The 12,994-nt window shown below is 38.3% G+C and carries 9 protein-coding genes and 1 CRISPR repeat array; of the genes, 8 read left to right on the forward strand and 1 reads right to left on the reverse strand.

Features of this window, described 5'->3' with window-relative positions:
• Positions 1 to 187 precede the first annotated feature (187 nt).
• The 8 genes from cas3 to EDD68_RS08635 all read left to right on the forward strand — a co-directional run bounded on the left by cas3 (position 188) and on the right by EDD68_RS08635 (position 12,745).
• Entirely contained in the window at positions 188 to 2,581 is a 2,394-nt protein-coding gene (gene cas3, locus EDD68_RS08600) for a CRISPR-associated helicase Cas3' (protein WP_132371839.1), read from the forward strand.
• A 24-nt stretch (positions 2,582 to 2,605) separates the two neighbouring features.
• Positions 2,606 to 3,322: a type I-C CRISPR-associated protein Cas5c gene (gene cas5c, locus EDD68_RS08605; RefSeq protein WP_132371840.1), complete on the forward strand. Its 717-nt coding sequence runs from the start codon at positions 2,606 to 2,608 to the stop codon at positions 3,320 to 3,322.
• A gap of 7 nt (positions 3,323 to 3,329) precedes the next feature.
• Positions 3,330 to 5,255: a type I-C CRISPR-associated protein Cas8c/Csd1 gene (cas8c, locus tag EDD68_RS08610; protein ID WP_132371841.1), complete on the forward strand. Its 1,926-nt coding sequence runs from the start codon at positions 3,330 to 3,332 to the stop codon at positions 5,253 to 5,255.
• Positions 5,236 to 6,075: a type I-C CRISPR-associated protein Cas7/Csd2 gene (cas7c, locus tag EDD68_RS08615; protein ID WP_132371842.1), complete on the forward strand. Its 840-nt coding sequence runs from the start codon at positions 5,236 to 5,238 to the stop codon at positions 6,073 to 6,075. The genes cas8c and cas7c overlap by 20 nt, the downstream gene beginning before the upstream one ends.
• Positions 6,062 to 6,721 carry a CRISPR-associated protein Cas4 gene (gene cas4 / locus EDD68_RS08620; protein ID WP_132371843.1) on the forward strand — a complete coding sequence of 220 codons (660 nt, stop codon included), beginning with the start codon at positions 6,062 to 6,064 and terminating at the stop codon, positions 6,719 to 6,721. Before cas7c ends, cas4 begins: the two co-directional genes overlap by 14 nt.
• A complete protein-coding gene (gene cas1c / locus EDD68_RS08625) occupies positions 6,718 to 7,749 on the forward strand; it encodes a type I-C CRISPR-associated endonuclease Cas1c (RefSeq protein ID WP_132371844.1) in 1,032 nt (343 codons plus the stop codon). Before cas4 ends, cas1c begins: the two co-directional genes overlap by 4 nt.
• A gap of 9 nt (positions 7,750 to 7,758) precedes the next feature.
• Positions 7,759 to 8,049: a CRISPR-associated endonuclease Cas2 gene (gene cas2 / locus EDD68_RS08630; protein WP_132371845.1), complete on the forward strand. Its 291-nt coding sequence runs from the start codon at positions 7,759 to 7,761 to the stop codon at positions 8,047 to 8,049.
• A gap of 167 nt (positions 8,050 to 8,216) precedes the next feature.
• A CRISPR array of direct repeats spans positions 8,217 to 11,372; the repeat unit is 32 nt; unit sequence GTCGCACCCTACTTGGGTGCGTGGATTGAAAT.
• A gap of 818 nt (positions 11,373 to 12,190) precedes the next feature.
• Positions 12,191 to 12,745 carry a DUF3578 domain-containing protein gene (locus EDD68_RS08635; RefSeq protein ID WP_132371846.1) on the forward strand — a complete coding sequence of 185 codons (555 nt, stop codon included), beginning with the start codon at positions 12,191 to 12,193 and terminating at the stop codon, positions 12,743 to 12,745.
• Positions 12,746 to 12,796: 51 nt separating this feature from the next.
• On the opposite strand, the gene EDD68_RS15420 is transcribed toward EDD68_RS08635, so the two are convergent.
• Positions 12,797 to 12,994, reverse strand: a 198-nt coding sequence (locus EDD68_RS15420) for a hypothetical protein (RefSeq protein ID WP_207902562.1), incomplete at its 5' end; no start/stop codon positions are given.

The following is a 12,994-nucleotide window of genomic DNA, read 5'->3' on the forward strand; positions in this document are numbered from 1 at the left end:
TACCTTATAATGTTTCAAAATTCCTAATATAGGTACTATTACATTTTTTTTGACTGAATCACCCTACCTCGGTGCGTGGATTGAAATAATTTTGTTATCTAGCCATTCGCTCAAAGAATCTGTCACACCCTGCTTGGGTGTGCAGTAATTCTTTTAAAAAGGGTGTTTTTTAAGGAGGTGATTTAAATTGGGATATATTGCACATATCAGAAATGAAGACCATGCTATTCAATCAGTGGAGGAACATCTGGAAGAAGTATCAAAGTTAGCTGCAAAATTTGGAGAAAAAATTGGGGTAAAGCATTTAGCATTATTGGCCGGGATACTGCACGATATGGGAAAATATAGTGATTCTTTTAAAGAATACATTACCAGTGCTGTGTTTGATCCTGATAATGCACCACCTAGGGGTAGTGTGGACCACTCTACGGCCGGAGGAAGATATGTGTTTAATCTGGCACATCATGAAAATGATCAAGCATCCAAAATGATTGGAGAAATATTGGGGAATATTATTATTTCTCATCACATGGGATTACAGGACTTTATAGACCCTGATCACAACTCTCCTTTTTTAAAAAGAATATGTGATAAGGAGATTGAAGATTACAAGGACATCACGAATCGTTTAGAAACATTCATAGGTCGTGAAAAAATAGAACAATTTTTAGACAAAAGCAAAAGTGAACTGATAGAAGTTTTACAAAAAAATGCAAAGAGCACTGACAAAGCTTTTTTGACTCTTTCATTCCTAACTAAATTTATCTTTAGTGCATTAATTGATGCTGATCGTACTGATACACAAATGTTTGAAGAAAATAATTATAAGAATATAACTCAGAACAATATACCGTTATTTAAGAATTATTATAAAAAGTTAATCAGGCATTTGAATTTATTAAACAAAAATAATGATGTCAATTCTAAAATAAATACTCTCAGAGCCAATATGTCTGATCAGTGTGATAAGTTTGCTGAAAAGCCAACTGGAATTTACACACTCTCTATTCCCACAGGAGGCGGAAAAACACTATCAAGTTTAAGGTATGCACTAAAACATGCCATTAAATATGAGAAAGAAAGGATTATCTATGTAGTACCATACACAACAATCATTGAACAAAATGCTAACGAGGTAAAAACGATTTTACAAGACGAAGATCATATTTTAGAACATCATTCAAACGTTGTGCAAGATACAGACCAAAGGAATTATACAGAGCATAAATCAATTGGATTAGCAAAAGATAACTGGGATTCTCCCATTATTTTTACTACAATGGTTCAATTTTTAAATAATTTCTATTCTAAAGGAACTAGAAATATCAGAAGATTACATAGTTTAGCGAATGCTGTCATTATCTTTGACGAAGTACAATCTGTTCCTGTTCACTGTGTATCTCTTTTTAATGAAGCAATAAATTTCCTTAAGAATGTATGTGGAACAACAATCTTACTCTGTACAGCAACTCAACCTGCTTTAGATTTCGTTAAGAATAAAATTGATCAGATCGATGATGAAATCATACAAAACATGGGTGAAGTTAGACAATCATTCAAACGAGTAGCCCTGTTTGACAAAACTTCTTCTCAAGGGTGGAGTACTGAAGAACTTTCTGAATTTATTTTAAAAAACATAGGAAAGGAAGACAGTATCCTATGTATTTTAAATACGAGAAAAGTCGTAAAAAAGTTATATGCACAGCTTAAAAAGCAGTTGAATACGAACGAATACAGTATTTATCATCTTAGTACGTCAATGTGTCCTGCTCATAGAAAAGAGATATTAAACGAAATAAAGAACAAGCTTGATAATAAAGAAAAAGTCATTTGTGTCAGCACACAACTAATTGAGGCAGGAGTAGATATAAGTTTTAGCTGTGTTATTCGTTCGCTTAGTGGAGTTGATTCTATAGCACAGGCTGCTGGGCGATGTAATAGACATGGTGAGTTAAAGACTGGGAATGTTTATATTATCAAGCATAAGGAAGAGCATCTAAACCATTTAAAATCGATAAAAATTGGTTCAGAGATCACCTATAAAATGATACTTGAGAAAGGTTCCGGAAACTCTCTAGATCATTTAATGTCCTATGAGTCCATCAGTTTATATTTTAAACAATTTTACCATGAATTAGAAAGAGAACTTGATTATATGATCCCCGAACTAAATTCATCAATTTATCAATTGTTATCCATAAATCAAAAGTTTCGTGAAAATTACGATCGAAAACATAATCAATATCCACTAATACTAAATACAAGTTTTAATACGGCAGCAAAATATTTCAAGGTTATTGATAAACATGCCACATCAGTCATCGTCCCTTATGGCAAAGGGGAAGATATTATCACAGACTTAAATGGAGAATTAACCATTCAGGATGTATCTGTACTTTTGAAAAGAGCACAACAATACACGATTGATATTTTCGAACATGAGAAAAATGAATTAATAAAAAGTGGGGACTTAATACCTCTGCAAGATGGCCAATTTTTAGTTTTACGTCAAAGTGCTTATGACAAAAATTTTGGATTGAACATTGAAGGCAATGGAGAAATGGAAAGTCTTTTCATATAAATGCTCTGAATACGAGGTGATGACATGCGAAATCAAATAGAATTTAAAGTCTATGGGAAATATGCGTTGTTTACAGATCCCATAACTAAAATAGGGGGTGAAAAGTTATCGTATCAGGTTCCCACCTACCAGGCTCTAAAAGGTATAGTAGAATCCATCTACTGGAAACCTACGATCCTGTGGATAATCGATGCAGTTCGTGTAATGAATCCGATCCAAATGGAATCGAAAGGTGTACGTCCCATTAAATACAACAACGGAGAAAATGAGCTTGCCAATTATACCTACTTAAAAGACGTTTGTTATCAAGTCAAAGCCCATTTTATTTTTAACCCATACCGGCCTGATCTCGCATATGATCGAAATGAACATAAACATCATAACATTGCAAAACGTAGTGTGAAAGCAGGCGGGAGAAGGGACGTTTATTTTGGAGCAAGAGAATGCCAGGCGTATGTAGAACCATGTACATTTGGGGAAGGAGAAGGTTTTTATGACAACTACGGTGAAATTCATCTCGGCACAATGGTACATGGAATTAATTATCCAGATGAAACAGGCAAAGATTATATGGAAGCAAGATTGTGGAAGCCGGTTATGAAGGATGGTTATATCGAATTTATTTTACCAGAAGAATGTGAATTAATACGCCCATTGAGGGAAATGAAGCCAAAACAGTTTGACAAAAATTCCATCCATTCTGTGGATGATTTATATGAAGAATTAAATAGAAAGGGGTGATAATAGAATGAGCTGGCTCTTAAACTTATATAAAACCTATGAGTTAAATGCTGATAGAGTGGGAGAGTTTGAGGAATATTCAAGTGACCAAAATTATACTCTTCTGCCAATTGCCCATACCACTCAACAGATCCAGGTTGAAGTCGTTGTTAATGAAAAAGGGGACTTTTTGTCGGCGCAGGTAGTAGATGAAAATGATGCAACAACCATCATTCCATGTACCGAAGACTCATTTAGCAGAACAAGCGCTCCTGTACCACATCCTTTACACGACAGTTTACAATATGTCGCCGGAGACTATGAACAATTTGTACAACCGTATAAAAAAGGAAAAAATCTTTATCAGGATTATATTAATCAATTGGGAGAATGGGCATCCTCGTCATTTGCTCATAAAAAAATTATAGCGATTTATTCTTATGTAAGGAAAGGTACTTTAATTCATGATCTTGTGCAAGAAGGTGTCTTACATGTAGATCAAAATCAAAAATTAATAAGCAAATGGAAAAACTCATTTGGTGAGAAACCAGATATTTTTAAAGTGATTAATGAAACCCAGGAAAAAGCCTATGTTCGTTTCGATGTTCATCTATCAAATGAAGTCAACACAAAGGTATGGAAGGACAAAGATGTATTTGATTCATTTATTAACTATTACAAATCAACATTATCTGAAAGAGAGAAAGACATATGTTATGTTTCCGGAAGTGTTTTACCTAAAACCGAGAAGCATTCTTCTAAAATCAGACATGCAGCAGACAGGGCTAAATTAATTTCCTCAAATGATAGCATAAATTTTACCTATAAAGGACGATTTAAAGAACCTAATGAAGCAGCAAATATTAGTTATGATGTCTCGCAAAAAGCCCATCAAGCACTGAAATGGTTAATTCAAAAACAAGGTGAAAAAATCGATCAGCGAGTGTTTTTAGTCTGGGGGAATGATGAAACAAAAGTGGCAGCCCCGCAAAAGGATACGCTCAGTTTCTTTCATGATCTAGGTATTCAGAATCCCGCAGATTTCCTAAGTGAAGATCGCACACATGAAGGGTTTGCCAAAAAAGTCAATCAGGCTTTAGCAGGCTACAAAAAAGATCTAAAGTACAACCAAAAATCAGAAGTAAACATTTTAGTTCTCGACTCTGCAACTTCAGGAAGAATGGCAGTTGTTTACTATCGAAACTTACAAAAGGAAAAGTATCTTGAAAATATTGAAAGCTGGCATAAATCATGCAGCTGGCTGCATCGTTACAAGAACGAAGACAAGAAGATCATTGAATTTATCAGAGCTCCAGCACTAAAGGAAATTGCACAGGCTGCTTATGGTCCTAATGTAAAAAAAGAAGTACAAAAAGGATTGGTAGAGAGGTTGCTTCCATGTATTATTGAACGCAGAAATATTCCATTGGATATCATCAGAAGTGTGTATAACCGAGCCTCTAATCCAGTGTCTATGGAAACATGGCAATGGGAACAAACATTAAGTATAGCCTGTGCGTTAATGAGAAAACAATACGAAAAGGAGGAATACAATGTGTCCTTAGATCTTAAAAACACTCATCGTGATTATTTGTTTGGTCGCTTGTTAGCGATTGCCGATGTGTTAGAAAGGAAAGCATTATCAGATGATTCAAAACGCGCTACGAATGCCATACGTTACATGAATGCTTTCGCAAGACATCCAGCTAGAACATGGGAAATAATTCAGGCTAATTTACAGCCTTATCAGGCTAGATTAGGGGATAAAGCTATATATTTTAATCGCTTAATTGATGAAGTTGGTTCAAAAATACGCTTTGAAGATTTTAACAACAAACCGTTAAGTGGAATCTATTTACTAGGTTTCTATAGCCAACGATATGAACTATACAATTATAAATCAAACAATAATAAAAATGAGGGAGATGAGAAACATGAAACCTTTGCAAAATAAAATTGATTTTGCAGTTGTTTTTACGGTGAAAAATGCAAATCCTAATGGGGATCCTTTAAATGGAAATCGGCCACGACAAAATTATGACGGTTATGGTGAAGTATCGGATGTATGTCTAAAACGGAAGATTAGAAATCGTTTACAGGATATGGGTGAATCGATTTTTGTTCAATCCAATGACCGAAATTTGGATGGGTTTAAGAGTTTAAAGGACAGGGCCGATAGTGTAGAGGGGTTGAAAAAAGCACAAAAGGAAAAAGACCCTCAAAAGTTTACAGAAGTTGCATGCTCTACATGGGTGGACGTAAGAAGTTTTGGACAAGTTTTTGCATGGGATAAGCTATCTGTAGGAATACGTGGACCTGTTTCCATTCATCCTGCTGTAAGTGTCCATCCTATTGATATATCTAGTTTACAGATCACGAAGAGTGTAAATTCAACTTCGTCGGATAAAAAAGGTGCGGACACTATGGGAATGAAACATCGAGTAGATTTTGGGGTTTATGTCTTTTACGGGAGCATCAATACACAACTTGCAGAAAAAACCGGCTTTACAAATGAAGATGCTCAAAAAATTAAAGAAGCCCTTCTAACATTGTTTGAAAATGATAGTTCTTCTGCACGTCCTGACGGTAGTATGGAAGTTCATAAAGTTTATTGGTGGAAGCACCATTCAAAACTGGGACAATACTCTTCGGCAAAAGTACATCGTTCTTTAAAGGTTGAGCCGTTGACTGACGAACCGAAATCTATTGATGATATAAAAATTAACTTGGATCAATTAGAGGACCTGGAAGTTGAATTTTATGATGGACAATAATGAAGAAGAATATTTAATGATATCTGGAATTCAGCACTTTCAGTTTTGTAAGCGTCAGTGGGCCTTGATCCATATTGAACAACAATGGGAAGAGAATGTACGGACTTTAGAAGGTCAGCACATACATAAAAAAGTTGATCAACCAGCAATTAAAGAGAAACGATCCGACAGACTGATTGTCCGTGCTCTTCCCATAAAATCAAGTACCCTGGGTGTAACCGGAGTTTGTGATGTAGTGGAATTTGTTGAGAATGAACTGGGTGTATCTATACAAGGAACCAAGAAAAAATATATTCCCGTTCCTGTTGAGTATAAGCGGGGAAAGCCTAAAAAAGATGATGCTGATATTTTACAATTAACGGCGCAGGCTATGTGTCTGGAAGAAATGCTGGTTTGTAAGGTGGAAAAAGGGTATCTATACTACAATGAGATACGGCGCAGAACAGAAATTAAGTTTACTGATTCGTTAAAAAATAAAGTAAAAGATATTTTCATGGAAATGCATCATTATTTTACGAAAAAACATACACCAAAAGTTAAAACGGGATCTTTCTGTAATAACTGTTCTCTAAAAAACATTTGTGTACCGCGATTGATGAAAAAAGAATCTGTCAGTCGTTATATTGAAAGGAATTTGAAAGAATGAAAAGGCTGCTAAATACATTATTTGTTACTACGCCTGAAGTATATTTGTCATTGGATGGCGAAAATGTGGTGGTAAATAAAAATGATGAAAAAGTAGCAAGGTTCCCACTGCATAATCTGGAAACTATCTATACATTTGGATACTCTGGTGCAAGCCCGGGGTTGATGGGAAAGTGTGCAAAGAAAAATATCCCGATTGTATTCTTATCAAAAAATGGGAGGTTTTTAGCCAGAGTATCGGGTGAAACACGGGGAAATGTAGTACTAAGAAAAACGCAATATATTATTTCTGAAAACGAAAGAAAATCAACTTCAATTGCCAAATATTTTATACTAGGGAAAGTTTTTAATTCTAAATGGGTGATCGAAAGAGCCAAAAGAGACCATCCTTTAAGAATAAACGTTGAATTATTTGAAGAAATTTCAAAGCATCTGTCAGAGCTAATGAATAGGATCAGAGATTCTGAAAACCTTGAAACATTAAGGGGATATGAAGGACAAGCAGCTATTTTGTACCACAAAGTTTTTGACCAGATGATCCTGCAGCAAAAAGAAGATTTTTACTTTAACCAACGAAGCAGAAGACCACCGTTGGATAATGTGAATGCTATGCTATCGTTTGGTTATACATTGCTAGCGAACGATGCACAATCAGCTTTAGAAGGAGTGGGGTTAGACCCATATGTAGGATTTATGCACCAGGATCGTCCGGGAAGAGCATCGCTTGCACTTGACCTCATGGAAGAAGTAAGGAGTGTCTATGTCGATCGGTTTGTCATTTCCTTAATCAATAAAAGAAGCGTAAAACCTGAGGATTTTACAAAGAAAGAAAGTGGAGCAGTTATTATGAATGATGAGGCCAGAAAAAAGTTTTTAAAAGCCTGGCAGGAAAAGAAGCAAGAAAAAATCACACATCCATTTTTAGGAGAAAAGATACCCTGGGGGTTGGTCTTACATGCACAGGCATTGTTACTTGCAAGACATTTGAGGGGTGATTTGGATGGATATCCTCCGTTTTTCTGGAAGTAGGACTGAATTATGCTAGTTGTCATAACATATGATGTGAATACTATGGATTCGGCTGGCAAAAAGAGGTTGAGAAAAGTTGCTAAGGTATGTCAGGATTATGGGTTGAGAGTACAAAACTCCGTCTTCGAATGCAATGTTGATTCCACAAAATTAAAGGAACTTAAATATAAACTGGAGAATTTAATAGATAAAGATAAAGATAGTCTCAGATTTTATAAACTTGGGAACAATTATAAAACAAAGGTTGATCATATTGGTGCTAAGGAAACAGTTGATATGGATGATCCATTGATTATCTGAACTATAATGGTGCGGATAGGAAGTGAACATCAAATCCCAGGGGTATTCGCACCAGAATAACAAGTAAATTATGAGATTTATAGTGGATTTCTTGAAGAATATGGAAAGGAGTTGTCGAGATGTTGTTTCATAATTCGTAATAAGGATACTTTTACACTATTTTCGCTGTCGCACCCTACTTGGGTGCGTGGATTGAAATAATTCTGTATTTATCAGCTTGAATCAAAGCATCATTGTCGCACCCTACTTGGGTGCGTGGATTGAAATGCAAGCCACAGAAGGCGGCGGTGCGACAGTAGCGTCGCACCCTACTTGGGTGCGTGGATTGAAATATAGGTGACCTCTTGTCTCAGCAGGTGCTTAGGGTCGCACCCTACTTGGGTGCGTGGATTGAAATACTGTGTGCGTATGATTTGGAATTGTTACGTCGTGTCGCACCCTACTTGGGTGCGTGGATTGAAATCTTTTTCGAGATCGAAGTCACACACTTGTTTAGCGTCGCACCCTACTTGGGTGCGTGGATTGAAATTTGAAAATAACGATGAAACCAGTCCTGATTTCGGCGTCGCACCCTACTTGGGTGCGTGGATTGAAATAGAAATTGCGGTTATGTTTCAAACGGACATTGAAAGTCGCACCCTACTTGGGTGCGTGGATTGAAATCAGCGTTGCCTATGAAGGATTACCGGCCACACTGGTCGCACCCTACTTGGGTGCGTGGATTGAAATCGTCCTGGATAGGTGAGAAAACCATCCGTATCCGGTCGCACCCTACTTGGGTGCGTGGATTGAAATACTCTACACACCTACCAATCTATGATTTAACTTTGTCGCACCCTACTTGGGTGCGTGGATTGAAATAATCCCGCTCGGATTTGGTCCGCTAAAAGAACCGTCGCACCCTACTTGGGTGCGTGGATTGAAATATCGTCAAAAATAATCAATAGATCTTCTGTATAGGTCGCACCCTACTTGGGTGCGTGGATTGAAATCATAATTATCACCCCTTTTATATATTTTTTATATGTCGCACCCTACTTGGGTGCGTGGATTGAAATGTGAAACAGGATTCAACACCCCGGTTCGGTTGTCGTCGCACCCTACTTGGGTGCGTGGATTGAAATCCAAAGATAGACTTCCGGCTGAACCAGTGCTATGAGTCGCACCCTACTTGGGTGCGTGGATTGAAATATCCGGCTTTTGCGGCAGTTAGATGACAAAACGCCGTCGCACCCTACTTGGGTGCGTGGATTGAAATATATTGCCCGCCTTTATGGCTGCTGGATATATAGTGTCGCACCCTACTTGGGTGCGTGGATTGAAATCCCGTTCACAAAACGAAGGGAAGCACTAACCCCGGTCGCACCCTACTTGGGTGCGTGGATTGAAATATAGAAATAGAAAAGCGATACCGAAGACAAAAACGTCGCACCCTACTTGGGTGCGTGGATTGAAATCCACACAGTATGGGGAAGAAGCCGCTTTGCCAAAAGGTCGCACCCTACTTGGGTGCGTGGATTGAAATCACTTATACGCGGCCTCTGAAACCGTCATATAATCGTCGCACCCTACTTGGGTGCGTGGATTGAAATTTACAATCTCTGCGGCATCGCAACAATGGAAGTGTCGCACCCTACTTGGGTGCGTGGATTGAAATATCTGGATCTACCAATACTACCGATAACTACGGTCGCACCCTACTTGGGTGCGTGGATTGAAATATGCGAATGTAACGGTGGATAGTCCGACAAAAGTGGTCGCACCCTACTTGGGTGCGTGGATTGAAATGCAAATAAAGGTAACGCTGAACGTCTGGCGGACGAGTCGCACCCTACTTGGGTGCGTGGATTGAAATCAGAGTCACGGTAGATGGGCGAGAGATGTATGTCGTCGCACCCTACTTGGGTGCGTGGATTGAAATAGCCGAGCGGAGTGAGCCACGACTTGCCAAAGGCGTCGCACCCTACTTGGGTGCGTGGATTGAAATGTAAGGAAGATCTGTCTTTACACCAGTTGATTGTGTCGCACCCTACTTGGGTGCGTGGATTGAAATGTTTGAGTCTTTTAACGCCTGGTTATCTACTGCAGTCGCACCCTACTTGGGTGCGTGGATTGAAATAACCCAATCCTGCTTATTTTGGGCTTTCGCCGCCTCGTCGCACCCTACTTGGGTGCGTGGATTGAAATTTTTAGCAAAGACGGTGAAAATGGGGCTGATGTGGTCGCACCCTACTTGGGTGCGTGGATTGAAATCCCCAGTTTTTGATGGCGATCTCCCTGGTGTCCGGTCGCACCCTACTTGGGTGCGTGGATTGAAATCAGAGTCACGGTAGATGGGCGAGAGATGTATGTCGTCGCACCCTACTTGGGTGCGTGGATTGAAATAAAAAAAAGAATATGCTTTAACACAAGATGCATACAGTCGCACCCTACTTGGGTGCGTGGATTGAAATGGACATTATGCTCGTGCAGCGTTTCCCGGATCTCCGTCGCACCCTACTTGGGTGCGTGGATTGAAATTTTTAGCAAAGACGGTGAAAATGGGGCTGATGTGGTCGCACCCTACTTGGGTGCGTGGATTGAAATAAAAAAGCGATCGGATACCGGGTCATGAAAATCCCGTCGCACCCTACTTGGGTGCGTGGATTGAAATAAGGACAAAGGCTGGAAGCCCCGCAAAACAAAAGAGTCGCACCCTACTTGGGTGCGTGGATTGAAATCGGTTGCGCCGGTCATGGTATTTAGACCTGCAAGTCGCGTCGCACCCTACTTGGGTGCGTGGATTGAAATTAAATAATCTACTAAATCAATACGATCACCATCAAGTCGCACCCTACTTGGGTGCGTGGATTGAAATATTTCATACTCTGAAAATATTAAAAAGCTGGGCAGTCGCACCCTACTTGGGTGCGTGGATTGAAATATCAGATACTACAATTACACGGTCGCCGACTTGCGTCGCACCCTACTTGGGTGCGTGGATTGAAATTCCCATGAGTGGGATGTGCCGTCACCTGTGTACTTGTCGCACCCTACTTGGGTGCGTGGATTGAAATCCAAAGACTTTTACTACGCCTGCTAATACATCAAAAGTCGCACCCTACTTGGGTGCGTGGATTGAAATCTTTCAAGTTGTTTAGTATTTGTAGTGCCTGTGCTTGTCGCACCCTACTTGGGTGCGTGGATTGAAATGAAAAATGCTGCGATCATGCCTGTTACGTAATCTAGTCGCACCCTACTTGGGTGCGTGGATTGAAATTAGCCTGTTGATCTATTACGTGTCTCATTTAGGTCGCACCCTACTTGGGTGCGTGGATTAATTTCCCTGTGGAGATATACAACAAATATTAACTTTTACGAGTTAGACACCATTTAATAGTTTATAAATTATTAGGTATGCCAGAAATGGTATATCTCTTTTATTATTTTTATGCTCATTTATACAGCTTGGTAAAATCAGAGTCAAATCATTCCAGGTCACACAAAAGTAACAGCTTCACAAACATTCCTTTAGTTCAGTATTTAAAAGAACTGCTTGCAGAAGATTTTGTAACATTTCAAAGTGATGAAATCTTTTTCTATACCATTAATCTGCCACAAGTATACACTGGAGGCACCTTACATTTTCGACGATCTCTAGTTATACTTTGAAAGATCATCTGACAGTTGGGAGCTAAACTTTCACTATTTTTAATTTGAGTGTAAGTTCCATAAGAATTTCTATTTTTTAATCAGGAAAAGCTGTAAATGTACTGAAGTTTCAACAAATAACGATATGATATGGTAAAATATAACTAAATATTTTGCCAATCCAATCCTAAACCTTAAGTTTTAAAAAGATCTTTGTGTTCTCGCGCTTAATCCGCTGTGATAAACCTTTTATTAAATGTGCCCACAAAACCTCATATATATAAAGCTTGAAACATCAATCTCTTGAACGCAAATAAAGACCGATCTAAACAGAAAATCTTACATCCAATTCATGTGTTTGTATATAAATAGAAAATAGAGAAGAAAAATGCTGGTATGTAACTTATATCCGAACGGATGCTGATAATATCCTTGAAATTAAACGCCCTTGGCTTGATTAATATCGTTTTTTAAGTGATGTAGGATTGAGAACATGAATTAAAAAAGCAAAATGAAAATGGGAAAGAACATGAAAAGTGAGGAATCTACAATGTCTAATCTAAGGGAACTATTATTACAGGTAATGAATGAGTACGGCAACGCAATTACCGAGCGTTTTGCGGAGCATCCTCTTGGAACGCTGGTGAGAAGTGAAATTCCCGAAAAGATTTTTAAAGTAGCAGATGTTGATCGAGATAGATATGTGGTGAAAGGTTCAGTAGGGCAAGGAAACTGGGCTAAAGTCCCCTGGATTGCCATTATGAATAAAGAAGTTACTACCACTACTCAAGAAGGTTTTTATCTCGTTTACTTGTTTAGAGAAGATATGAGCAAGGTCTTTTTAACTTTGGCTCAAGGGGTTACGAAAACAGACCGAGATGAAATGGAAAGGATAAATGAGGATATTCGTGCAAAACTAGACATAGACGAGCCACAAATACATAAAAATAATGACTACGTTCTTGGAGAAAGTGATAAGGCAAAAAAATATCAGGAGTCCACAGCTTTATTCATTGAGTATGAAAGAAATCATATGCCATCCGATGGACAACTGATCTCTGATTAAAAACAATGATTATGTATTATGAACAATATATTACCTTACAAAAAGAACAAGTCACCAATAATATTTTTCAAAAATATCTAATAGAATTTGTAGACAGTAAATAGGTAACGTCAAGAATTTTGTGTAAGCAGGTAAGGTATCCTGCAGATTTGCGTTTTTTTTCGTTTCATCATCCCGAAGACCACATGATGAATTTTCAAAAGGTTCAGTCAAGGGCGAAGCAAAGCGACGGGACATTAGTCCGAACCC

The sequence above is a fragment of the Melghiribacillus thermohalophilus genome (genome assembly GCF_004342905.1).
In the GTDB taxonomy this organism is placed as follows: Bacteria; Bacillota; Bacilli; order Bacillales; family Alkalibacillaceae; genus Melghiribacillus; species Melghiribacillus thermohalophilus.

Excerpts from the sequence above, each read along its gene's own strand:
- cas5c (WP_132371840.1), top strand. The coding sequence starts at position 2,606 with ATGCGAAATCAAATAGAATTTAAAGTCTATGGGAAATATGCGTTGTTT.
- EDD68_RS08635 (WP_132371846.1), top strand. The coding sequence starts at position 12,191 with ATGAAAATGGGAAAGAACATGAAAAGTGAGGAATCTACAATGTCTAAT.
- cas4 (WP_132371843.1), top strand. The coding sequence starts at position 6,062 with ATGATGGACAATAATGAAGAAGAATATTTAATGATATCTGGAATTCAG.
- cas7c (WP_132371842.1), top strand. The coding sequence starts at position 5,236 with ATGAAACCTTTGCAAAATAAAATTGATTTTGCAGTTGTTTTTACGGTG.
- cas1c (WP_132371844.1), top strand. The coding sequence starts at position 6,718 with ATGAAAAGGCTGCTAAATACATTATTTGTTACTACGCCTGAAGTATAT.
- cas2 (WP_132371845.1), top strand. The coding sequence starts at position 7,759 with ATGCTAGTTGTCATAACATATGATGTGAATACTATGGATTCGGCTGGC.
- cas8c (WP_132371841.1), top strand. The coding sequence starts at position 3,330 with ATGAGCTGGCTCTTAAACTTATATAAAACCTATGAGTTAAATGCTGAT.